This is a genomic window from Cytophagaceae bacterium (assembly GCA_016722655.1).
Taxonomy (GTDB): Bacteria; Bacteroidota; Bacteroidia; order Cytophagales; family Spirosomataceae; genus Leadbetterella.
In genome coordinates this window covers 1,627,005-1,650,991 of sequence record JADKIR010000004.1, presented here as the reverse complement: position 1 = coordinate 1,650,991, position 23,987 = coordinate 1,627,005, and the positions used below count along the sequence as shown (strand labels likewise).

Sequence of the window (23,987 nt, the reverse complement as noted above, 5' to 3'; positions counted from 1 at the left end):
TTCTATAAATGATTATAATTTATAGTGTTGTTTTTCATCACTTTTTGTTGCAAAATTACTCTTGCTCTGCTCAACTGCGATTTGGATGTGCCTTCTGAAATATTGAGCAATTGGCTAATCTCAGTATGGCTGTATCCTTCAATTGCATAAAGGTTAAAAACCGTTTTATAGCCTTCCGGCAATGAGTTTACAATTTCCAACAAGTCTTCCGTTTCCAAATTTCCAGCTTCTTGAATTTCCGGTTCGTCAAAATACTGATCATCATATTCTACGTTCATGCTTTTTCTTTTTCTTAAAAACATCAGTGCTTCATTTACAACTATTCTTTTTGACCAACCTTCAAAACTTCCCGAAAAATTAAACTGGTTTACTTTTTCAAAAATTTTCATCATACTTTCCACCATTACATCTTCGGCTTCCATCCTGTCACTTATATAACGGCAACAAATCCCCAAAAACTTCCCGGAATACTTTTCGTAAAAATACCTCTGAGCCCTTTCATCTTTATTGATAAGAGATTTGGCTAATTGGTATTCTGTACCGAACAATTGTAAAATTTTTGTCATATAACCGGGTTTCAAATACAAGATGCAATTTAATATTCTAACGGTTGCATTATATTTGTGAAAATTATTAGAAAATATGGTAACTCCTTTTGTTGACGCAATCCGAGCTATTTCTCCACTCAACAAGGAAACCGAAAAGCTTTTAAAGAAAAGGTTAAGTAAAACTACTGGTAAAGCAGGTGATATTATCTTGAAAGCCGGGGATGTAAATGACAAACTCTATTTTATTGAAAAAGGAATGGTGAGGTCATTTTATACACTTGAAGACGACCATGGAATTAAATCAGATATTACTTCATGGTTTGTGGGGGAATTTGGTTTTATTTATGTGCCTCATAGTTTCATTCCGCAAATGCCAAGTGTTGAATCCATCGAGCTTTTGGAAGATTCAGAGCTTATTTCTATTTCTTATCGTGGATTAAGTGAACTGTACGACCTGGTCCCTGAGGCAAATTACATTGTGAGAGTTCTTACCGAAATGTACCTTGTTATGTATGATGAAAGAGTGCGATTCCTCAGAATGATGAGTGCTCATAAAAGAAATGAGGCTTTTCAAAACATGTTTCCTGATTTGTATGATCGTGCACCCAAAAAGCACGTAGCTTCGTTTTTGGGTCTAACTCCCGAAACACTAAGTCGTGTGAGAAAAAAATAATTTATATCCAATTAATTTTCAGAAATGACTATTCTTGACGAAATCGTAGTAAACAAAAGAATTGAAATAGAAGATTCAAAAAAAATGGTTTCGTTGGGTCAATTGATGGGAAGTGAGTTTTTTCTCCGAAAAAAAAACAGCCTGGCAGAATCAATCAGAAAAACCAATGGCAACGGAATAATCGCTGAATTCAAACGAAAATCACCCTCTAAGGGGATGTTTGGGGAGCATTTTGATGTCGAAAAAACTACCACCGGCTATACAAAAGGTGGTGCGGCAGGAATAAGTGTACTTACTGATTACAACTATTTCGGAGGGGCAAAAGAGGATTTGATTTCGGCCAGAAAATACAACCCTTCTACTCCATTGCTCAGAAAAGACTTCATGATCGATGAATATCAACTTTACGAAGCAAAAGCATGGGGAGCCGACGTGATTTTACTCATTGCAGCTCAGCTCAAAGCTGAAGAAATCCTGAATCTGAGCAAAAAAGCCCATGAATTAGACCTGGAGGTGTTGCTCGAAGTTCATGACGAAGAAGAAATTGCAAAAAGTCCCTTTGACTATATTGATATTGTGGGAGTAAATAACCGCAACCTTAAAAACTTCGCCGAAAACAACGTTAATGCTTCTTTGAGATTGATTGAACTTCTGCCAAAAGATATAATCAAGATTTCCGAAAGCTGTATTTCTCAACCCGAAACTGTAAAGCAACTCAAAAAAGTAGGTTATGAGGGTTTTTTGATGGGTGAAAATTTCATGAAAACCATTGATCCCTCAAAAGCTTTGGCAGATTTTGTAAAGCAAATAAATGAAGATTGAAAAATAAGCTCAAAATAAAGGTGTGTGGAATGGGCGACTCTGAAAACATCGGGGAAGTAGCCAAACTAATGCCTGACTATCTGGGTTTTATTTTTTATGAAAAATCTCCAAGGTATGTTGGAAAATTTGACAATTTATTAACGGCAAAAAATCTACCGGAAATAATAAAGAAAGTGGGGGTATTTGTAAATGCTGATTTTGACGAAATAAAACAAAGCGTTGTAGAATTCGGTTTGAAAGTAGTACAACTTCACGGAAACGAGGAACCGGAATTGTGCAAAAAAATAAAAGCTTCTGGATTGGAAGTTTGGAAGGCTTTTTCTGTTGACCAGAGTTTTGATTTTTCTGTTACTGAAAAATACTTGAATACTGTTGATGCTTTTTTGTTTGATTCCAAAGGAGCAGGTTATGGCGGTCATGGAGTAGCCTTTAACTGGGATTTACTAGAGAATTATAAGCTTGAAATTCCTTTCTTTTTAGCCGGGGGTATTTCGCCCGAAAATATTGATAGCGTTTTTACAATAAAAAATCCAGCGTTTTTTGGAGTCGATGTAAACAGTAAATTTGAGACTTGTCCGGGAATAAAAAATATTGAAACCTTAAAGCCTCTTTTTAGTAAAATCAGAGGGAATCATTAATTTTGACCAAGAAAAAAACATTTGATGAAAAGTAAGTCGGCCTTTGAAGTAGATGAAAGAGGATATTACGGCAATTTTGGCGGAGCCTTTATTCCCGAAATGCTGTACCCAAATGTAGAGGAACTTAGACTGAATTACCGGCAAATTATGGAGTCTCCCGACTTTATTGAGGAATTTGAACGGCTGTTGATAGATTATGTTGGCCGGCCCACCCCACTTTTTTTGGCACAAAGACTTTCAGAAAAATATAATGCCGAAATCTATCTCAAAAGAGAAGACCTTTGTCACACAGGGGCACATAAGGTCAACAATACTCTGGGGCAGATTATTTTGGCAAAAAAACTGGGGAAACACAAAATCGTTGCGGAAACCGGTGCTGGTCAGCATGGTGTAGCCACAGCAACTATGTGTGCTTTGATGGGGCTGGAGTGCATCGTTTACATGGGTGAAATCGACATGGAACGGCAGGCACCCAATGTAGCCCGTATGAAAATGCTCGGAGCAGAAGTGAGACCGGCAAAAAGTGGCTCAAAAACTTTAAAAGATGCCACCAATGAAGCCCTTAGACACTGGATTAACAACCCTGTTGACACCCATTATATTATTGGGTCGGTAGTGGGGCCACATCCTTACCCCGATATGGTGGCGAGGTTTCAGTCGGTAATTTCGAAGGAAGTAAGAAAACAACTTTTTGAAAAAACCGGGAATGAAAATCCAGATTATGTGATTGCATGTGTAGGTGGCGGGTCAAATGCAGCCGGTGTTTTTTATCATTTTCTGGATGAACCCGAAGTAAAAATAATCGCTGCTGAAGCCGCCGGTCTGGGCATAGAATCTGGAAAAACAGCCGCGACTACCTTCAAAGGCAAACCCGGGATTCTGCATGGCAGCAAAAGCTTATTGATGCAAACCGACGACGGCCAGGTGGTAGAGCCCCACAGTATTTCAGCTGGGTTAGATTACCCTGGTATTGGGCCGCTTCATGCTCATCTTTGGGAAAGTGGAAGGGCTCAGTTTCTGGGAATAACTGACCAGGAATCTATCGATGCCGGCTTTGAGTTAACCCGACTCGAAGGCATCATTCCGGCCATAGAATCATCACATGCTCTGGGAGCCCTTAAATATTTGCCTTTACAGCCATCTGATACCGTTGTTATCGGACTTTCAGGCCGTGGAGACAAGGATTTGGCCACTTACATGAAGTATCTGTAAACATTTTACAAAATATTCAACCTTTTCAAAATGAAAAAATTAGCATTAATCTTAATCGCAATTCTGGGAATTATGGGAACAGCCTCAGCACAAAAAAAGGAACTTCGCCATGTGGTGATGTTTAAGTTTAAAGAAGGCACCAGTGCTACCGATATTAAAAAAGTAGAAGATGCTTTCAGAGAATTACCCAACAAAATCAAGGAAATAAAAGGCTACGAATGGGGAATCAACAACAGCCCCGAAAAACTCGACAATGGTTTCACACATGTATTTTTACTAACTTTTGATAGTGAGGAAGGCCGTTCAGCTTATCTTCCCCATCCTGACCATAAAGCTTTCGGAAAGGTATTAGGGCCTTTTCTCGACAAAGTAATGGTGCTCGACTATTGGGCTGGGAAGTAATTTCACCAAACAACCATTAATTTATTTGACAAATATCAAATATTTAAATACTTGATATACAGTACAAAAGCAAATAAAAATGTTATTTATATTTAACATTTTTAAATTATATTTTTTATATTTATCACATTTTATTTTTGTTATTTATATTTAACATTATACATTTGTGTTAAATTATTTATACAAAATGCATTCTCTCGAAAAAATATCGGAAAGGCTTCTGGCTGTTACTGAAACAGATATCAGGAGATATTTGTATCCTGAGATCAACTTTGATGCCCGCCTTATTGTTATCACAGGTTGCAGAGGCGTGGGAAAAACCACATTGCTCAAGCAATATTTAAAAGAAAACTCCAACACCAAAACCGCCATATATTTCAGTCTTGACCATCTGTATTTCAGTAAAAATACACTGCTCGAAACCGTGGAGGAGCTTTATGACCGAGGATACCGGAGATTTGGCATAGATGAAGTACACAAATACGAAGGCTGGTCGAGGGAATTGAAAAATATTTATGACAGCCTTCCCGATGTAAAAGTATTGGTGACCTCTTCTTCGGCGTTGGATGTGATGGAAGGTGTGGGTGATTTGAGTCGCAGAGCCGACGTGTACAATCTTAAAGGACTGAGCTTTAGAGAATTTTTAATTTTTGAAGGAATGGAATCATTCCCCGTAATTTCTATCGATGAGCTCACCGTCAATCACACCGAAATAGCTCAGGAATTATTGACGAAGCACCCTGAATTGACTAAAAAATTCAAAAATTACCTTCGAAACGGTTACTATCCGTTCTATAAAGAAGCCGGAAGAAAATACAACGACCGCCTGCAAGCCATGATCAATCAGGTGATTGAGGTAGATTTACCACCAATATTCAATATCGACTACTCTTCGGTAAGGCAAATCAAAAAGCTATTGGGTTTATTGTCGGAATTGGTGCCGTATAGTCCAAATATTCAGAAAATATCGGACCAGCTCAACATTCCAAGACAAAGAGTGTTGGTTTTTTTGGATTATCTTGACCGGGCCGATGTGCTCAACGCCTTAAAAGCACCCCAAAAATCAGACAGTGCACTCACCAAGCCGGACAAGGTTTTTCTGGAAAACTCTAACCTAATACATGCACTGGCCATGACAGAGCCCAACACTGGTACCGAAAGAGAAACCTTCTTTATGAATGCGGTAGGTGCCAAAAACACGCTGAGCTTCCCAGTAAGAGGTGACTTTATGGTCAATGACAAATATGTATTTGAAGTGGGTGGAAAAAACAAATCGATGCACCAGATATATGGTATGCCCAATGCATTTCTGGCTAAAGATGGCATAGATGAAGGTTACGGCAGCACCATTCCATTATGGTTATTTGGTTTTGGATACTGAAAAATATGGTAATGAATCTCTTCGAAAATCAAAACCTTTTGCCTTTTGAGGGAGAATTGCTTTATTATCCCGACTTTGTTTCGAATGATTTTTTTGAAACAATAAAAAACGAAACCCACTGGAAGCAGGAAGGCATGAAAATCTACGGTAAAGAAGTGTTGTTTCCTCGGTTAACAGCCTGGTATGCAGCAGAAGGTAAAACTTACAAATACTCAGGCCTGGTCAACATTCCTGTAGCGTTTTCAGATACCTTATTGATTTTAAAGAAATTAATTGAACAAAAAACCGGACACCATTTTAACTCTGCATTGCTCAATTACTACCGAAACGGCAACGACTCTATGGGCTGGCATGCCGATGACGAGCCGGAGCTAGGCAAAAATCCGGTGATTGCCTCATTGAACCTCGGTGCAGCCAGAAAATTTCAGATAAAACACAAAGTTCAACAAAATAGTACCAGAAGTTTATTGCTTGAAAGTGGGAGCTTGCTCATGATGCAGGGTGAAATGCAGGACCACTGGCTGCATCAGATTCCTAAAGTCAAAGAAGTAGGTGAGAGAATCAATATCACATTCAGAAAGATTTTATGACTGAGGCCTGGCACTCAGGCTCCTCCAAAGATAGAAAACGAGGTAGGCTTCCCAGCCTTTAAACTGTTCAATAATTTGTTCTTGCAACTGCCTGGAATCTTTCTTGGGAATTTTTTTGAGATTAAAGAGTGCCTGATTGAGACCTGCATCACCATAAGCTACCGCTTCCATAGCCGGTAAAGACTTCATCAAAGCATATTGAGCCGTCCACTCTCCAACTCCTTTTATCTGAGTCAAAAAAGCTAATCTATCTTTATGATTATCAACATTTTGCAAAGCTATTTTAGAAATAATTTTTTGTAAAAAAGCCTCTGAAATATTCCTGATATACGCTATTTTTTGTCTCGAAAACTTCATTTCTCTGAATACAACATCATCAATTATTAGGATATCCTGGGGAGATGGAAAAAGGTAATATTTTATACCTTCATATTCCACAAAATCGCCACAATACTCAACCAAAGCTCTTTTGATTTTATAAGCAAAAGTGAGATTAATCTGCTGCCCGATGATACTCCAACACAGAGCTTCAAACAAATTAGGTATGGTGATTAACCTTAATCCAAAATATTTTTCAGTAAAAAAACTTAGGTCCACATCATGAGAAAGTAATGTATAAAACGGTGACAAATCCCTTTCCAGATCAAACCACTTGATTATTTGTTTCTTAATATTTTCTAAGTCAGCGGTTTGGGTATTCAGAATTTCACAGATTAAAATTTCATTTTCTGAACTGATTTCAACCAGAACATTTTGGATTTCAGACTTAAATACTTTTCTGACTTTCTTATCTGAAATGGTATGCAAACATTCGTCATAACCCCGGTCTAGAAACCAGAGACATTCATTAAAATCGAAAATCTTGGGGGTAGGGATTGTAAATTTCAAATGATTGGAATTTAATACCAGGGTTGATCTATTTTTCCTAAAAATAAACCGTAAGGGTTTTCACCATTCAAAACCGACAAAATCAAATCCGGTATTTTTGGATATAAATTAACTTCAGTAATTTGGTCTTTTTTAAGCCACACCACCGAATTGGCAGTAGTTTCTTGAGGGTTTATTTTAGGTTCACCGGAAATAATTTTTCCTAAAAAAAAGAAATGTACCCCATGCTGTTTTTCATTGATGATTTCGGCTGTACCACAAAAATCCAACAGGCTTATTTCAAGATTTAGTTCTTCTTTCAACTCTCTGACTACCGTTTCAGAAAGGCTTTCACCAAATTCAAGGTTTCCACCCGGAATGGCATAGACTTCAGTACTTCCGTATAAATATTTAAGCGTCAATACCTTATCGTCTTTAACGATGATTACAGAAGGCCTTATTTTCATTTTTTTCCTGAGAAATTATACCCCAAACCTAGAAAAGTACGCATCAAACCGATATCCATCTTACGTGTCACATAAGGCGACACTTCAAATGCTACATGAAATCGCTTAAACTTGTCAACCGGCATAATTCTGACTCCGGTATTGAGCATAAAACCTTCCAGAATATTGTTGTTTTCAATGGCATTTAAATAGTTAAGTTTAAACCCTCCTCCTGCATAGTACAATGCTCTGTTGGTTTTTTTGAAAGTAAATTCAGGCGTAATCTCCGTACTCAAAGAAGAAAAATAAGAATTGGTTTGTAGTTTCAAATCTACCCATACGGTTTTTTCAGGATTACTACTGATTCCAAAAAGCGAATTGAACGGATAATAGACTACACTTTGCGAAAAACCTTCTACTGATGAAATAAATAAAACTAAAATAAAGATTTTCTTCATCTAAAATTAAATTTGATCTAAGGATAGTACTTCATGTTGGTGATTTTCCTGAGAAATATCCTCTAATAACCCATTGATTTGCTTCATTACTTTGAAATAAACATCTAAGTCGGCCGGAGAGATTTTCTCCTGAATTCTTTTGTTAAATTCTATGACCCCTTCTCGTGCAAATTTACGCTTTTTTTTGCCTAAGTCGGTTAGAAATACATTTACAAATCGCTTATCTGTGGGATCGGTTTCGCGGTAAATCCAGCCTTTTTCTTCCAATGTTTTCAACATTCTGGTAAGGCTTCTGGCCTCCATTCCTATACTGGGGCCTATTTTTGTTGCAGGGGTACCTTTTTCCAAATCAATATTTAGCAACACAAAGCCTATCGACATGGTCATGTCTTCGGCCGCAGCATTGATGTTGTACATCCTGGAAATCGCATGCCAGGCCCATTTTATATAAAAATCAATAGTATGCTCTTTTTTCATAAAATAAAATCAATGAAGCATTTAGCCCAAAAAACTTTACAAAAGTAAAGATTTCAGATGTTATGCAAGCATACTATTCGGATATTTTTATTGATATTTTTCTAAAATTTTTCTTTGGTCAAAAAGGCCATTCGTGGATACGCACTTCGGAATCAAACACAAGTGTTTTTTTCTTGCCGGGGTATAAAATATTAACCAGATTGGTCTGATCTTTAAACATTTCCTGCATTATGGCATTGTAAAGGGTGAAGTCCTTAATTTTTTCGCATTCAAAGACCTCAAAATAAAGCCAGGTGGCATCAGATTCCTGTTCCTTGCCATAAAATTTGGCAAATTTCACTTCTTTATTTGGAGAAATAATTGCAATGTTTCGCCGAAAGTATTGCTCTATCAAAGGGTCTGTTTTTTGAACAGGGTCTTCAATTTTGACCAACTGACCCTTATTAAAGTTGGTAAGGGCAAGTTCAAGGTCATCGGTGAAAACCCTAACAGAAAGCTCCAAAGACCTGGACTGAGAGTTGTAATTTATTTCGGTCAAAGAAGTATGAAAATCATGAAAAGAAAGCATCAGAAATAAACCCAATATCAAACTTTTCATGAAAGTAATTAAAATAGTAGTTTAACTGTATCGTTAAACAGTACATACGCCATCAATGCCAAAAGTATAAATGTACCGATCTGTTGGGTACGCTCCATAAAAAGCTCGGAAGGTTTACGACGGGAGATCATTTCATATAATAAAACTATCACATGCCCACCATCCAAAGCCGGTATAGGAAGTGCATTCATAAAAGCCAAAGCCATTGACAATAAGCCTGTTAATCTCCAGAACCTTTCCCAATCCCAACGACCACCAAACATTTGTGAAAGACCCACGGGCCCACTTAAAGCGTTTGAAGCTGAAATATGACCTTTGAAAATTCTAGCAAAACCATTGATTTGTTGAGGAATCACACTCAGGGCTTCGTTAGTACCTTCTTTTACAGATTCCCAAAGTCCAAACTTGGTTTCTACGGTTGCTAGTGTAAATTTCGGATTAAATCCTATCGCTGAATCAGCAGTTACCACCGGACTAATACTTAGCTTAGTCCCTTTTCTTTCAATATCCAAAGTGATTTTTTTACCTGCATTGCTTCTGATTAAAGGCTGGAGCTCCTGATAATAATTTATTTTTTTTCCATTTATTGCCAGAATTTTATCACCTTCTCTGAGTCCGGCTTTGTCAGCGGGCATTCCTTTTGAAACAATTCTAACTTCAAACGGAAATATAGGACTCACAAAGTCTTCTTTCTTTGCAATGTTTTCAATCAATTGATTGGGAACAGGCACTTCTATGGTCTGACTGTCTCTTTCAACCAGAAAACTTGTGTTTTCGTTGGCAACAGCACTTAGTACTTCACTAAAAACAGTGTAATCTTTACCATTAATTTTAAGTATCTTATCTCCAGTTTTTAGTCCAATTTTCTCGGCTAAAGGATGTGCATAAATCCCTCTTTTATTTACCTCTTCTCGTGCAAAATCCTCTTCTCCCCAGGTATATTTAACACCTGAATAAATCAATACTCCCAGAATTATATTTACGATTATCCCTCCTAACATTACAAAAAGTCGTTGCCATGCCGGTTTAGATCTAAATTCCCAGGGTTCCGGGGTAGATGAAAGCTGTGAAGCATCTTTAGTTTCGTCAATCATACCGGCTATATCCACATAACCACCCAAAGGAAACCAACCGAGACCGTATTCAGTATCACCTTTTTTCTTTTTCCAAAGAGCAAAATTCAAAACATTGGGTAAAGGGAATAAGAAATCAAAGAAAATGTAAAATTTGTTGACCCTGATTTTAAAGATGCGGGCAAAAATAAAGTGTCCGAATTCGTGTAAACCAACCAAAATGGTGAGTGCCAGCAAAAGCTGAGCTGCCATTATCAATCCTTCCATATATATAAATTAATGATAATCTACCCGATTACCGTCTGTTTTAGCTTGTTTTTAATATAAAACACAAAAATCGTTATAAAATTCAGATACTGAAAGCAATATTGGATAAAATCAATCCTCTGATGCTATTTATTAGATTTTAGCCATAAAAAAACACACACATCGGAAACCGACGTGTGTGTCCCGTTACTAAATCCACACAACTTTGATACAAATATAAATTGAATATTTGTCAAGTCAAGACTTAGGAATATTTTTTTATTTAGTGGTCAATCAAACTTCAGGATTAGCCACACTGGCACTCAAAAACTCGCGGTTTAGTCTGGCGATGTTGTCAAGTGATATTTCTTTAGGACATTCAGCGGCACAAGCTCCGGTATTGGTACAGGCACCAAATCCTTCAGCATCCATCTGTGCTACCATGTTCAATGCTCTTTTTTCACGTTCAGGCTCACCCTGAGGCAATAGTGCCAGCTGAGAAACTTTTGCCGACACAAAAAGCATAGCTGAGGCATTTTTACAGGCTGCAACACATGCACCACATCCGATACAGGCGGCAGCGGCAAATGATTTGTCGGCCAGATCTTTACCTATCGGAAGATTGTTGGCGTCCTGAGCGTTTCCTGTATTTACCGAAACAAAACCACCTGAGGCAATGATACGATCAAATGCTGTACGGTCAACCACCAAGTCTTTGAGTACCGGAAAAGCCAAAGCTCTCCATGGTTCGACAACTATAGTATCGCCATCTTTAAAGCTACGCATGTGAAGCTGACAAGTGGTAACGCCTTCCAAAGGACCATGAGGGCGGCCGTCGATGTACATAGAACACGTACCACAAATACCTTCACGGCAGTCGTGGTCAAAGGCTATGGGCTCGATGTCTTCCGTAACTAATCTTTCGTTTAATACGTCAAACATCTCCAGAAAAGACATGTCAGGCGAAACATCACTTACTTTATAAGTTTCCAATGCTCCTTTGGCGTTTTGGTTTTTTTGACGCCATACTTTCAACGTAATATTCATGATATTGAAATTTTCTCTATTGACCTTTGCTGGTCTTATTGATTGAGTTTTTTATTTTACCCATTTCTGGGATTTTTATTTGATATGATATACAAAATTATGGGTGTCAGCAATTATTTATAATTACGCTGAGCAATCTTGATATTTTCGTAAATCAAATCTTCTTTTATGAGCGACCAATCGCTCTCTTTATTATATTCCCATGCCGACACATACATAAAGTTCTCATCGTCACGCAAAGCTTCTCCACCATCTTCCTGATATTCCTCACGGAAATGCCCTCCACAAGATTCTTTACGATCGAGAGCATCAATACACATCAGTTCGCCCAATTCAAGGAAGTCGGCTACCCTACCGGCTTTATCAAGTTCAGGATTAAATCCGTCACCATCGCCCACCACTTTAAGGTCAGACCAGAATTCTTTTCTTAACTCCCTGATTTCCTGAATCGCTTCAGTTAAGCCTTTTTCGTTACGGGCCATACCACATTTTTCCCACATGATTTTACCCAAACGTTTGTGGAATGATTCGGGCGATTGTTTACCTTTTATCGATAACAAAGTATCAATTCTTTCTTTTACATGTTTTTCTGTTTCAACAAAAGCTTCATGGTCAGTAGATATTGCTTTAGTTTTGATGTCAGAAGAAAGATAAGCACCTATAGTATAAGGTATTACGAAATACCCATCAGAAAGCCCCTGCATTAAAGCTGATGCACCTAATCGGTTGGCTCCATGGTCAGAGAAATTGGCTTCACCCAAACAATACAAACCAGGCACGGTAGTCATTAAATTATAATCGACCCAAAGCCCACCCATAGTGTAATGCACCGCAGGGTATATCATCATTGGCACTTCGTAAGGATCTTCACCGGTGATCTGTTTGTACATGTCAAACAAGTTTCCGTACTCTTCTTTTACTACTTCTTTACCCAATTTTACCAAAGTGTCATAATCCGGATTTTCTATTCCCAGTTTGTTGGCCTCGGCTTTTCCATATTTATTGACAAGATTATGCTTAAAGTCAAGATATACCGCCATCTTAGTTACCCCAACACCATACCCTGCATCACATCTTTCTTTGGCAGCCCTTGACGCAATGTCTCTAGGTACCAGGTTTCCAAATGCAGGATAACGACGTTCCAGGTAATAATCTCTGTCTTCCTCAGGGATATCGTTGGCAGCACGTTTTTCATCTTTATTTTTTGGAACCCAAATACGACCATCATTTCTCAATGACTCTGACATCAAAGTTAGTTTTGATTGGTGGTCACCTGAAACCGGAATACAAGTAGGGTGAATCTGAGTAAAACATGGGTTACCAAAAACTGCACCTTGTTTGTGGGCTTTCCAAATGGCAGTGGTGTTTGAACCCATTGCATTGGTCGAAAGGTAAAATACGTTTCCGTATCCACCGGTACAAAGCAATACTGCATGCCCAAAATGACGCTCAAGCTCACCTGTAACAAGGTTTCTGGCTATGATACCTCTGGCTTTGCCATCGATTTTTACCACTTCAAGCATTTCATGGCGTGAGTACATCTGTACGGCACCTATTCCCACTTGTCTTTCAAGTGCCGAGTAAGCACCAAGAAGCAACTGTTGACCGGTTTGACCGGCTGCATAAAAAGTCCGCTGAACCTGGGTTCCACCAAAAGAGCGGTTACGTAGCATACCGCCGTAATCACGTGCAAAAGGTACGCCCTGAGCCACACATTGATCTATGATATTACCTGATACCTCAGCCAGACGGTGCACATTGGCCTCACGGGCACGGTAGTCGCCTCCTTTGATAGTATCATAAAAAAGTCGGAATGTTGAGTCGCCATCATTCTGATAGTTTTTTGCAGCGTTGATACCTCCCTGAGCAGCAATAGAGTGTGCACGGCGAGGAGAGTCCTGAAAACAGAATGCCTTAACTTTGTACCCCATTTCGGCCAGGGCTGCAGCCGCAGAAGCTCCTGCAAGGCCAGTACCTACAACGATTATTTCGAGGTTACGTTTATTAGCCGGGTTAACCAGCGGAACAGTCGATCTATATTTTGTCCATTTTTCAGCTATCGGACCCTCAGGAACCTTAGCGTCAAGTTTAATTGTAGCCATTGTATATTAATTAAGCTGAAATTACTTTAGAAAATAAAAATAAAGTGGCATAGCCGCGTATCCAATCGGAATCAATATGGCAAATATCCATATACCCAAATTCTTAATAAAGGGTGAATATTTGGGGTGATTGATACCCAGAGTCTGAAATGCACTCTGGAATCCATGAATTAGGTGGAATGAAACCGCAAACATTGAAAGTACATAAAACAGTACCAAAAGGATATTCTGGAATGCAAAACCTACCACTTTGTAAAGATCTTTTACGATAATGATTTTTGTTCCTGATACTGCATCAGCAATTTCAAGTTTTTTTACTAATTGTGTATAACCTTCATCCATTGCAGTTGTGGAAATTTCACCAGTACTGATATTTTCAGTGTATTTCACATATGGCAAATGCTCGTAGTGATATCTGTACCAGAAATCGCTCATATGAACTACCAGATAGACCAATAGAATCAAGCCTAATATTGCCATACTGCGACTAAAAATACTTGAAGAATTTTTGTTGACAGCATAAGCAACTGGTCTTGCCTGACGGTTTTTATAAGTGATGTAAATCCCCCAAAAAGCGTGGAATAAAATCAAAGCATAGTTAACGTAGGAAACTACTTTAATTACAGGAAATGTGGTCATGAAAACCGCATAAGTGTTAAAAGCATAGCCGCCGTCAGACTTGAATAGCTGCATGTTACCGATAAAATGCACTACCAAAAAAGTACACAAAAACAAGCCGGTAAGTGCCATAAGGACTTTTTTCCCAATTGAGCTTGTCAGTGTTTTTGTAAGCCAACCCATATTGTTATTTTTAGATTAATTTGTTTTCTTTTTACTTAGAAAAATCCAATTTGTTTTCAATACTCAAATCTAATTCAGAAACACTTTAGAATCAAAATAAATAATGATTTTCTATATATTTTTTACTAAATATAGACAAAAAAATACCACTTTCATCTGCCTGAGGTTTGATTAAATATTAAAAAAATAATGTTTTTCATTTATCATTTTTTATAAAACTTTATAGAGAAAAATTTGTTCTATTTTTCTTGAAACAAAAAAAAGACCGGAAGAACCGGCCCTTTGTAAATCTCAATTAATTATATCAAATCCGCAGAATGGAACGAGTACATCTGGTACTTTAATTCCCTCTGGAGTCTGGTTGTTTTCCAGAATCGCAGCAAGGATTCGTGGCAAGGCCAAAGCTGAACCATTCAAGGTATGAAGCAAGCGGGTTTTACCATCTATTTTATATCTCAATTTCAGGCGATTGGCCTGATAAGATTCAAAATTAGATACTGAGCTCACCTCTAGCCATCTTTCCTGAGCTGCGGAAAATACTTCAAAATCAAATGTTAAGGCAGAAGTAAAACTCATATCGCCTCCACAAAGCCGAAGAATTCTGAAAGGTAAATTAAGTTTTTGCAAAAGTCCTTTTACATGTTCCAGCATTTCTTCCAAAGCCTGATAGGATTCTTCCGGTTTCCTGATTTGCACGATTTCGACTTTATCAAATTGATGCAGGCGGTTTAAACCACGTACATGAGCACCCCAACTGCCGGCTTCGCGTCTGAAACATGGCGTGTATGCCACATTTTTGGCAGGCAATTCGGCATCAGATAGGATTACATCGCGATAAATATTGGTAACGGGCACCTCGGCGGTTGGAATCAAATACAAATCATCGGCTGCAGCATAATACATCTGACCTTCTTTGTCGGGCAACTGACCTGTACCAAAACCCGAAGCCGCATTGATTACAATTGGTGGCTGTACTTCGAAATATCCGGCAGCTTCGGCTTCGTTTAGAAAAAAGTTGATTAAGGCACGCTGAATTTTAGCTCCTTTACCTTTATAAAAAGGAAATCCGGCACCCGACACTTTATTTCCTAATTCGAAATCGATGATATCGTACTTTTTGATCAATTCCCAATGGGGCTGGGCGTTGGCATGCAAAGATGGAATTGTTCCTGCTTCAAAAATATTTAGATTTTCTTCGGGGGTACGTCCTTCGGGTACTGACTCATGTGGAAGATTCGGAATGGTCACCATAATCTCCTGCAAGCTATTTTCGAGCTCTTTTAGCTTTTCTTCCAGAGCTTTTGATTTTTCTTTTAGCTCGGCAGTTTGTGACTTCGCTTTTTCTGCTTCTTCTTTTTTGCCTTCTTTCATCAGCCCACCGATTTGTTTGGCCAGCTGATTTCCTTTTGCCAAAGCGTCGTCCAACTCTTTCTGAGTATTGCGGCGGTTGTCATCGATTTCGATTACTGAATCAACAACCTCAGCAGCATTTTTGAAATATTTTCTCTCCAGACCCTTGATAGTCAGCTCCTTGTTTTCTCTTATAAATGTTAATTGAAGCATTATTTTATATTTTTAATCAGCCTTCTGTGATAATTTATTTGTCCTAAATGATAATTAAGATGCCCATGCAAATGTACCAAAAAATAACCGGTTGTCATCGGATAACCCAAGTCCTGGGTTGGATATTCCAGATTTAATCCCGAATCTGATAAGGTTGCAAAAGTGGCTCTAATCATATTTAAAGTCTCTTTTAATCCATTCAGAATTTGTTCTTTGGAACTGATATCTGAAAACTCCGCTGGCCTGTTTCTGACATATCCGGTATTTCCCAAATTTTTACCCATGTAGGTATTTAAGTTACCAATCAAATGTAAGGCCAAATTTCCGGCAGGATTACTGATTCCTTCAACTCTTTTCCAAAGCAATTCTTCTGAATCATAGGCTTCAATTTCCTGTGATACTTTCTCTAAATCGCGAACAAAAAGGCTTTCTAATGAATCAAGCATATTTTATTCAAAAGTAAAAAGTCCTTCGTTCAAGGCATTAAGTGAGGCATTTTTGTCTTTGGAATCAACCAAAAGCGACACATTATGCTCAGAAGCACCATAAGAAATCATCCTGATCGGAATTTCTTTCATAGCTTCCAGAATTTTGATGGCAATACCCGACTTATCGGCTTTGAAATCTCCTACAATACAAATGATACTTTGATTGCGGTCATGCTCTTCGAGGTCAGCAAATTGGCTCAACTCAGCAGTGATTTTATCCAGATTATCTGAATTGTCAATGGTAACAGCCACCGATACTTCAGAAGTGGTAATCATGTCAACCGGAGTTTTGTATTTTTCAAAAATCTCAAAAACTCTTCTTAAAAACCCATAGGCATTGAGCATACGGGTAGAATGTACATAAATTGCCGTGATGTTATCTTTGGCTGCAATCGCCTTAATATCAGCCTCTACGGTATTGTTTGCGGTAATTAATGTACCGGGGGCTGATGGTTCCATAGTGTTTTTAAGCCTTACGGGCACGCCTTTCATTTTAGCTGGTGTGATGGTGGATGGATGAAGTATTTTTGCACCAAAATAAGCCAATTCGGCTGCTTCTTCAAAACTCAACTCTCTCACCGGGAAAGTACGTTTAACAATCCGCGGATCATTGTTATGCATGCCATCAATATCGGTCCATATCTGGATTTCTTCTGCCACAACGGCACCTCCAATCAGTGAAGCGGTATAGTCAGAACCACCTCTTTTGAGGTTATCAACCTCTCCGGCAGGGTTTCGGCAAATGAAGCCTTGGGTTATAATTATTTGCTTTTCTGAACAAGTACTCAGTTTATCTGCTAATAATTTTTCTATCAAAGCAAATTCTGGTTCACCATCAGCATCAATTCTCATGTAATCGAGGGCAGGAATCAAAACCACGCTATCGCCACGTTCTTCAAGATAGGCTGAAAACATTTGGGTAGAAAGAATTTCGCCCTGAGCTACCAATTCCTTATCTTGTTTCAGTCCAAAGTCAGCCACCTGGCTAAGAGACACAATAAAAGAAAACTCTTTTTCCACAATCGCTTTCCCTTTGGCCAAACCATCAGGCGTACTGTACAATTCAGTAATAAATTTGTCGTAATGGGCTCTTAGAGAAATAATGATCTCCGTGGCTTTTCCACTTTTTGATTTTACAGCCTCTCCAATTTCTATCAGGCTATTGGTAGTGCCCGAAAGAGCTGATAGTACTACTATTTTTTGTCCTTTATCTTCCGTTACAAGGTTACGGATCGACTGCATTCTTTCGGGTTTCCCTACTGATGTACCCCCAAATTTCCAAACTTGCATTTTTATATGTTATATTTTTTTATTTCTAAAAAGGTTTTATCAAAAATTACGATTTTGATTTGTTCAATCCTGATTTTTTTTAAACAATACTATTTAGAAAAATCGTAAATCAAATCAATCGTAAATCGAATCCATCATAAATCAACTTATTCCCAACATTTTAATAGCTGTTATTGCTGCTTCATCGCCTTTGTTTCCATGTTTACCACCTGCTCTATCCACTGCTTGCTGGTGGGTATTGGGCGTGAGCACTCCAAAAACCACAGGCTTGTTGTATTTTAATGATACTTCGGTAAGACCATTGGCCACAGCGTGATTGATGTAGTCGTTGTGTTTGGTTTCGCCTTGTATCACACAACCAATAGCTATAACCGCATCCACATCTTCTTTTTGTGCAAAAACCTGTGCACCAAAACTCAACTCATAAGTACCGGGCACGTACACTTTTTTAATATGAGTTTCTTTTGCCCCATATTTTAATAATGTGTCGACTGCACCCTGTGCCAAGGGCTCTGTGATGTCGTCATTCCATTCGGCAACTAATACAACAAACTTTTTCCAGCTAATATCCGGAAGGTTGTCATCTTTAAAAATACTTAGGTTTTTATGAACTGATGCCATTGAAATTTTTGATTTTTTTACATAAAAAAAGGATAAACCAGACTGGCTTATCCTTGATTATTTAATTTTTTCTTAATCGCGGTTACTCGCCAATCTCGGTTTCTAATCTCGATTTATACTTCTTAGCCAATAAAGCTTCCGTAACTGTTGGAAATTGATTGATTAAATCAGTATAAACTTCAATAGCAGACTTGGCATTTTTTGATTCAGCATAGGCATTGGCCAGTTTCATCATATATCCGGGAGTAGAAAACTTACTTGGCTGATAGTCAACAGCTTTTTGATAGTATTTTATGGCGTCATCCACTTTTTTTGTTTCCATGTAGCAATCACCAATCAAGCTGTAAGCTTTGGCTTGCAAAACCTGATCACCGGCCGAAAATTTTTCCAACTGAGGAATTGCATCGGCAAATTTGCTTTGGTTCATCAAAGCAATACCTGCATAAAGCCCAGCCAGCTGACCAGCTTTAGTTCCAGAATAATCATCAGCCACTGCCAAAAGACCTTCGTTACCTCCCTGACCTTTCAGAGCTTTTGATAATGAATCAGCCTCAAAGGAAAACACAGCATCGTACAAGGCTGTCTGAGCGTCTTTCTCTTTGGTTTCTGAATAATATTTGTATCCGAAATAACCGGCAACTATAGCTAAAATCACTCCACCAATGATGTAAAGTGTTTTTTGGTTTTTTTCGAGAAGATGTTCGTATTTGAAAAATTCTTTTTTCAATTCTTCGGCATTTTCAATTATTTCGATGCCGTGATTGTCTTTTTTAGCCATTTTGTATGCGTTCTAAAAATTTTAAGAGTGCAAATTTAGGAAAAACCTCCTGATAATATTAATTTTTATAAATAAAAAATTGAAAACAGGGATTGTCGATCCAAAATCTAATTCTTTAAAATCAATGATTTATTCTTTTAAGAAAGGGTAATCAGACTGTACATATATATCTTCAAACGCCTCTTCGGGTTTTGGCCATGGTGATTCTTCTGCAAAGTTGACCGCCTGATCAACCTGACCTTTGATTTTCACATCAATGGCATCGAGTTCTTCGACAGTTACAATTTTGTTTTTCAACATCCTGTCTTTTATCAACTCAATTGGATCTCTCATTTTCCACTCAGCTACCTCTTCTTTGGTACGGTATTTTTGCGGGTCTGACATCGAATGACCTCTGTAGCGATAAGTTTTGAACTCCAGAAAAGTAGGACCCTCTCCTTTTCTTGCTCTTTCAGCAGCTCTCTGAACGGCTTCATGAACAATTTCAACGTCCATGCCGTCAACAGGCTCAGCTGGCATATCGTAAGCTTCGGCCAAGGTATAAAGCTCACGTACATTGGAAGTACGCTCTACAGAAGTACCCATGGCGTAACCATTGTTTTCAACTACAAAAATTGTAGGAATCTTCCAGGTCATGGCCATATTGAACGCCTCGTGCAAAGCACCCTGACGAGTGGCTCCATCACCAAAATAACAGATACATACTTTACCTGTGTTGAGGTATTTCTCAGCAAACCCTATTCCGGCCCCCATTGGTATTTGAGCACCTACGATACCGTGTCCACCTATAAAACCTACTTCTTTGTCGAAAATGTGCATAGAGCCACCTTTACCCTTAGTTGTACCTGTGACCTTACCATAAAGCTCAGCCATAATTTTGTTGGGGTCGGTACCCAAAGCCAAGGGATGACCGTGGTCACGATAGGCTGTGATATATTTATCGCCTTTGGTAAGTGCAGAAACTGAACCTGAAGAGCAGGCTTCCTGTCCAATATATAAATGGCAAAAACCTCTGATTTTTTGCTGGCCATAAAGCTGACCGGCCTTTTCTTCAAATTTGCGTTGAAGCTGCATTGATTCATACCAATACATGTATTGCTCTTTTGAGTACTTTACTTTCGCTGCTTCTTTCTTTTTTGTCGCTGCCATAGTCTGTTTATTGGCTTAATAATTTTTGGACTGCAAAAATAAGGATTAAAAATTTATGTATAAAAATTATTGTTAAAAACTGTTGCTATTAAGATTTCAAGCCAGGGGTTAAAACAAAAACGCCCGGAAAATATTAACCGGGCGAAATTCATTTTGTTTAATGCTTATTCCACAATACTCAATCTCACGGTATTGGTGCGATTATCTCTCATCAATGGCACCGAAAGGGTGTTGATATATTTGTCCCCTTTTTGCATCAGCCCTTTTTCTACTAAAAACCTGTTGGCTTTATCGATTAATTCAGATTCATTTTTTGCTTCCAGGGCAATTACATTAAATGCCACCACACCCCAGAAAAGGCTGAGCTGGGTAAGTAGTTTTTCATTATTTGTAAAAATATAAATATTGGCTTTTGGTCTGTGGTGAGACAACCGATACGCTGTAAAGCCCGATGAAGTAACCCCTATGATGGCTTTTACATTAAGATCTCGTGCCAGACGACAACCCATCATGATTACGTTATCATTGTCTTTGTTTACAGACTCATAATAGTCTTTACTTACTCTTGTATGATGACGGGCATAAAGCCTGGCCGGATCGCCATTTTCCTCAACATACATGATGGTTTTGGCCATTGTCTCGACTGAAAGCAATGGATATTTGCCTGAAGCACTCTCTGCACTAAGCATTACTGCATCGGCACCATCCAAAACTGCATTGGCTACATCACCTACCTCAGCCCTTGTAGGCGTAGGGCTTTCTATCATACTTTCTAGCATTTGTGTAGCCACAATTACAGGCTTAGCTGCCAGATGACAGGCGTGTATCAGTTTTTTCTGGATAATAGGTACTTCTTCTGATGGAATTTCAACCCCAAGATCACCCCGGGCTACCATAACGGCATCGGTAGCTTCAACGATTGCATCCATATTCTGGATAGCTTCGGGCTTTTCTACTTTAGCGATTACTTTTGCCTGCGATCCCTTTGATTTTATATAATTCTTAATTTCTATGATTTCCTCGGCTGTTCTTACAAATGAAAGTGCAATCCAGTCAACGTCATTGGCCAATCCAAAATCAAGGTCTTTCCAGTCTTTTTCAGTAACCGATGGCTGTGAGATGGCAGTATTGGGAAGATTAACACCTTTCTTTTGTTTTAACAATCCACCAAAAATAATCTCAGTGATTACCTCCTGTTTTTCTTTGTCGATATCAACAACCTTAACTTCGAGTTTTCCGTCGTCCATCAAAATTCTGTCACCGATGGTAACATCACGGTACATTCCTTTATATGGAGTACTTGCTCTTTCTGCATTACCGACTACATCCTGATTGGTAAAAATAAATTTTTGACCAGCCACCAGCATTACTCCGGCATTACCGCCCTCCATTTCTCCAACCCTGATCTTAGGTCCCTGCAAATCCTGAAGAATGGCACAGTTGAAGCCATGCTCGGCATTTATCTTTCTGATTTTATCAATTCTTTCTTTGTGATCAACGTGTGTTCCGTGTGAAAAATTTAACCTGAATACATTTACTCCGGCTTTTGCCAGTTCCAAAAGCATTTCTTCACTCTCTGATACAGGCCCTACCGTAGCAACAATTTTTGTTCTTTTATTCATAAACTAAAGGTTATTTTTCTGCAAAATGGCTTATTATTTCCCAAACAACAGTTTTTTGTTCTTATATGATTTCCAATTAAGGTGCAAAAATAAAAATATATGTTTACACTTACAGAATAAAATTTCAGAATGTTGTAAATAGTATAGCATATTATTCCTAATTTGAGTAATACGCCACTTAATAATTTTTCAGATTTCCTTTTTTCTTTACTTTTGCTTCGCGTTTTTTAAAACATTTTACAAAAATATAACATGAGCCAGAAAATCTTTGTCTTTGATACTACATTAAGAGATGGTGAACAAGTGCCGGGATGTCAATTAAATATTGAAGAAAAATTGATGATTGCACGTGAACTCGACCTGCTAGGAGTAGATATCATTGAAGCCGGTTTCCCGATTTCGAGCCCGGGCGATTTTAAAGCTGTGGAAGCAATATCGAAAGTAGTGCAGAACGCAACCGTGTGTGGTCTAACCCGTGCCGTAAAAAAAGATATAGAAGTGGCTGCCGAAGCCCTGAAACCTGCAAAAAGGTCAAGAATACATACGGGAATTGGATCTTCTGACATTCATATTCAATATAAATTTAACAGCAATCGTGACGAGATTTTACAAAGAGGAGTTGATGCTGTAAAATATGCGAGGCAATTTACCGACGACGTGGAGTTTTATGCCGAAGATGCTGGCCGTGCAGATATCGAATTTTTAGCCAGACTCACTGAAGCTGTTATAAAAGCTGGTGCTACTGTGGTCAATCTTCCTGACACTACCGGGTATTTGCTGCCCAATCAAACATTTGAGCGTATCAGTTATCTTGTAAATAATGTTCCCAATGTGGACAAAGCCATATTGTCAATGCACAACCACAATGACCTGGGTATGGCCACTGCCAATACTATCGCCGGGATTCAGGCGGGTGCAAGGCAAGTGGAAGTAACCATCAACGGAATTGGTGAAAGAGCAGGCAATACATCATTGGAAGAAGTAGTGATGACCCTCAAAGTACATAAGGACTTGGGGTTATACACCAACATCAAAACCGAAAACCTTGCTCCTTTGAGCCATTTGGTATCAAAAACGATGCGTATGCCCGTGCAGGCCAACAAAGCCATAGTGGGTAGAAATGCTTTTGCACATTCTTCGGGTATTCACCAGGATGGCTTCCTGAAACATAGCCTCAACTATGAAATTATGACGCCTCAGGAAGTTGGCGTGGATAAGTCAGACATAGTTTTGACTGCAAGAAGTGGACGCCATGCCATCAAACACCGGATGGAATTACTTGGATTTAAAGCCACTAAAGAAAAGCTTGACGAAATTTATGATGAATTCCTGATTTTGGCTGACAAAATAAAAGAAGTAAATGATAAGGATTTGGTAGGATTGGTAAGACCAATGCTCGAAGAAGTAGAACAATAAAATCTGTTAAACCTTAAGCTTAAGCCCGGCCTTGAAAGAGTGCCGGGCTTATTGTTTTATTTCCAACCGTAAAATAATTATTTGTTGCTTACTATAATATTCATACATATTTTTAACAAATAATTAAATATAAACAACTTATGAAATCAAATCCGAAAATAAAATCACATATTTTTTTCGCCTCTTTTGTGTTAATCATTTCTCTATCTTGTTCTGAAGATAAGAAAATACTCAAAGAATTTTCTATATGTGATCCGGAAAATCCCGTGGTGCTGGTTACAGTAAAAAATGGGGAATATTGGATAAGCGGAGATGATGAAACAAAAGCCTATGAATTGTCATTGCGAGATACCCTAAATTGGTCAGAAAAGTCTTCAAGAGTTTCATTTAGCATTCCAGGATATAAAGAAAAACGTGGATTATGTTGTTTTAGGCCTTGTAATTTACCTGCAAATCTTAAAAGCAATACATTAGTGAGGGTTAGTGGAAATACATATATTTCAAAAGATAATTTCGAAAAACTCAAAAACACCTGGGACAAACCGGAAGAACCAACCAATACTCCAGTATCTTATGACAGTGCTTTACCATTTCGAATAACTGAAATTGAAGTAATTAATAAATAAATGCTGATAGTAAAAATCTTTTAAGCCCGGCCTTGAAAGAGTGCCGGGCTTAA

The 23,987-nt window shown here is 38.4% G+C and carries 26 protein-coding genes; 9 read left to right on the top strand and 17 right to left on the bottom strand.

What is annotated here, in order from left to right:
- Nucleotides 1–2: 2 nt before the first annotated feature.
- On the bottom strand, nucleotides 3–566 hold the full coding sequence (locus IPP61_07615) for a sigma-70 family RNA polymerase sigma factor (GenBank protein MBL0325034.1): 564 nt from the start codon (nucleotides 564–566) through the stop codon (nucleotides 3–5).
- Between the two features lie 76 nt (nucleotides 567–642).
- On the opposite strand from IPP61_07615, the gene IPP61_07610 reads away from it, so the two are divergent.
- The 7 genes from IPP61_07610 to IPP61_07580 all read left to right on the top strand — a co-directional run bounded on the left by IPP61_07610 (nucleotide 643) and on the right by IPP61_07580 (nucleotide 6,266).
- Nucleotides 643–1,221 carry a Crp/Fnr family transcriptional regulator gene (locus tag IPP61_07610; protein ID MBL0325033.1) on the top strand — a complete coding sequence of 193 codons (579 nt, stop codon included), beginning with the start codon at nucleotides 643–645 and terminating at the stop codon, nucleotides 1,219–1,221.
- Between the two features lie 24 nt (nucleotides 1,222–1,245).
- A complete protein-coding gene (gene trpC / locus IPP61_07605; protein ID MBL0325032.1) occupies nucleotides 1,246–2,043 on the top strand; it encodes an indole-3-glycerol phosphate synthase TrpC in 798 nt (265 codons plus the stop codon).
- Between the two features lie 29 nt (nucleotides 2,044–2,072).
- Nucleotides 2,073–2,681 carry a phosphoribosylanthranilate isomerase gene (locus IPP61_07600; protein MBL0325031.1) on the top strand — a complete coding sequence of 203 codons (609 nt, stop codon included), beginning with the start codon at nucleotides 2,073–2,075 and terminating at the stop codon, nucleotides 2,679–2,681.
- 24 nt (nucleotides 2,682–2,705) lie between these two features.
- Nucleotides 2,706–3,893: a tryptophan synthase subunit beta gene (gene trpB, locus IPP61_07595; GenBank protein ID MBL0325030.1), complete on the top strand. Its 1,188-nt coding sequence runs from the start codon at nucleotides 2,706–2,708 to the stop codon at nucleotides 3,891–3,893.
- Nucleotides 3,894–3,923: 30 nt separating this feature from the next.
- Nucleotides 3,924–4,295, top strand: coding sequence for a Dabb family protein (locus IPP61_07590; protein MBL0325029.1), 372 nt, complete (start codon nucleotides 3,924–3,926; stop codon nucleotides 4,293–4,295).
- Nucleotides 4,296–4,482: 187 nt separating this feature from the next.
- Nucleotides 4,483–5,676, top strand: a complete 1,194-nt coding sequence (locus IPP61_07585) for an ATP-binding protein (GenBank protein ID MBL0325028.1) — start codon at nucleotides 4,483–4,485, stop codon at nucleotides 5,674–5,676.
- A gap of 5 nt (nucleotides 5,677–5,681) precedes the next feature.
- A complete protein-coding gene (locus tag IPP61_07580; GenBank protein ID MBL0325027.1) occupies nucleotides 5,682–6,266 on the top strand; it encodes an alpha-ketoglutarate-dependent dioxygenase AlkB in 585 nt (194 codons plus the stop codon).
- On the opposite strand, the gene IPP61_07575 is transcribed toward IPP61_07580, so the two are convergent.
- The 16 genes from IPP61_07575 to pyk all read right to left on the bottom strand — a co-directional run bounded on the left by IPP61_07575 (nucleotide 6,261) and on the right by pyk (nucleotide 21,892).
- Complete coding sequence (locus tag IPP61_07575; protein ID MBL0325026.1) at nucleotides 6,261–7,154, bottom strand: DNA-3-methyladenine glycosylase 2 family protein; 894 nt, start codon at nucleotides 7,152–7,154, stop codon at nucleotides 6,261–6,263. The genes IPP61_07580 and IPP61_07575 overlap by 6 nt on opposite strands.
- Before the next feature lie 11 nt (nucleotides 7,155–7,165).
- Nucleotides 7,166–7,600 (bottom strand): NUDIX hydrolase, encoded by a 435-nt coding sequence (locus tag IPP61_07570; protein MBL0325025.1) that lies wholly within the window; start codon nucleotides 7,598–7,600, stop codon nucleotides 7,166–7,168.
- Nucleotides 7,597–8,037, bottom strand: a complete 441-nt coding sequence (locus tag IPP61_07565; protein MBL0325024.1) for a hypothetical protein — start codon at nucleotides 8,035–8,037, stop codon at nucleotides 7,597–7,599. Before IPP61_07565 ends, IPP61_07570 begins: the two co-directional genes overlap by 4 nt.
- A 6-nt stretch (nucleotides 8,038–8,043) precedes the next feature.
- On the bottom strand, nucleotides 8,044–8,514 hold the full coding sequence (locus tag IPP61_07560; GenBank protein MBL0325023.1) for a MarR family transcriptional regulator: 471 nt from the start codon (nucleotides 8,512–8,514) through the stop codon (nucleotides 8,044–8,046).
- A 118-nt stretch (nucleotides 8,515–8,632) separates the two neighbouring features.
- A complete protein-coding gene (locus IPP61_07555) occupies nucleotides 8,633–9,112 on the bottom strand; it encodes a hypothetical protein (protein ID MBL0325022.1) in 480 nt (159 codons plus the stop codon).
- An 8-nt stretch (nucleotides 9,113–9,120) separates the two neighbouring features.
- Nucleotides 9,121–10,452: an RIP metalloprotease RseP gene (rseP, locus tag IPP61_07550; protein ID MBL0325021.1), complete on the bottom strand. Its 1,332-nt coding sequence runs from the start codon at nucleotides 10,450–10,452 to the stop codon at nucleotides 9,121–9,123.
- 273 nt (nucleotides 10,453–10,725) lie between these two features.
- Complete coding sequence (locus IPP61_07545) at nucleotides 10,726–11,478, bottom strand: succinate dehydrogenase/fumarate reductase iron-sulfur subunit (protein ID MBL0325020.1); 753 nt, start codon at nucleotides 11,476–11,478, stop codon at nucleotides 10,726–10,728.
- Between the two features lie 113 nt (nucleotides 11,479–11,591).
- Entirely contained in the window at nucleotides 11,592–13,580 is a 1,989-nt protein-coding gene (locus IPP61_07540; GenBank protein ID MBL0325019.1) for a fumarate reductase/succinate dehydrogenase flavoprotein subunit, read from the bottom strand.
- Between the two features lie 21 nt (nucleotides 13,581–13,601).
- The gene (locus tag IPP61_07535; protein ID MBL0325018.1) at nucleotides 13,602–14,381 is read right to left on the bottom strand and encodes a succinate dehydrogenase cytochrome b subunit; all 780 of its coding nucleotides are present in this window, start codon (nucleotides 14,379–14,381) and stop codon (nucleotides 13,602–13,604) included.
- 291 nt (nucleotides 14,382–14,672) lie between these two features.
- Complete coding sequence (gene serS, locus IPP61_07530; GenBank protein ID MBL0325017.1) at nucleotides 14,673–15,944, bottom strand: serine--tRNA ligase; 1,272 nt, start codon at nucleotides 15,942–15,944, stop codon at nucleotides 14,673–14,675.
- The gene (locus IPP61_07525; protein MBL0325016.1) at nucleotides 15,944–16,390 is read right to left on the bottom strand and encodes a DinB family protein; all 447 of its coding nucleotides are present in this window, start codon (nucleotides 16,388–16,390) and stop codon (nucleotides 15,944–15,946) included. Before IPP61_07525 ends, serS begins: the two co-directional genes overlap by 1 nt.
- Nucleotides 16,391–16,393: 3 nt before the next feature.
- Nucleotides 16,394–17,722: an aspartate kinase gene (locus IPP61_07520; protein ID MBL0325015.1), complete on the bottom strand. Its 1,329-nt coding sequence runs from the start codon at nucleotides 17,720–17,722 to the stop codon at nucleotides 16,394–16,396.
- A gap of 141 nt (nucleotides 17,723–17,863) precedes the next feature.
- On the bottom strand, nucleotides 17,864–18,343 hold the full coding sequence (locus tag IPP61_07515) for a 6,7-dimethyl-8-ribityllumazine synthase (GenBank protein ID MBL0325014.1): 480 nt from the start codon (nucleotides 18,341–18,343) through the stop codon (nucleotides 17,864–17,866).
- A gap of 82 nt (nucleotides 18,344–18,425) precedes the next feature.
- Entirely contained in the window at nucleotides 18,426–19,121 is a 696-nt protein-coding gene (locus IPP61_07510; GenBank protein MBL0325013.1) for a tetratricopeptide repeat protein, read from the bottom strand.
- 129 nt (nucleotides 19,122–19,250) lie between these two features.
- Nucleotides 19,251–20,270 (bottom strand): pyruvate dehydrogenase (acetyl-transferring) E1 component subunit alpha, encoded by a 1,020-nt coding sequence (gene pdhA / locus IPP61_07505; protein ID MBL0325012.1) that lies wholly within the window; start codon nucleotides 20,268–20,270, stop codon nucleotides 19,251–19,253.
- A 164-nt stretch (nucleotides 20,271–20,434) separates the two neighbouring features.
- Nucleotides 20,435–21,892, bottom strand: a complete 1,458-nt coding sequence (pyk, locus tag IPP61_07500; protein MBL0325011.1) for a pyruvate kinase — start codon at nucleotides 21,890–21,892, stop codon at nucleotides 20,435–20,437.
- 252 nt (nucleotides 21,893–22,144) lie between these two features.
- Between pyk and IPP61_07495 the strand changes: the two genes are divergently transcribed.
- Both IPP61_07495 and IPP61_07490 read left to right on the top strand, forming a co-directional pair.
- Nucleotides 22,145–23,308 (top strand): 2-isopropylmalate synthase, encoded by a 1,164-nt coding sequence (locus IPP61_07495; protein MBL0325010.1) that lies wholly within the window; start codon nucleotides 22,145–22,147, stop codon nucleotides 23,306–23,308.
- Between the two features lie 140 nt (nucleotides 23,309–23,448).
- Complete coding sequence (locus tag IPP61_07490) at nucleotides 23,449–23,934, top strand: hypothetical protein (protein ID MBL0325009.1); 486 nt, start codon at nucleotides 23,449–23,451, stop codon at nucleotides 23,932–23,934.
- Nucleotides 23,935–23,987 lie beyond the last annotated feature (53 nt).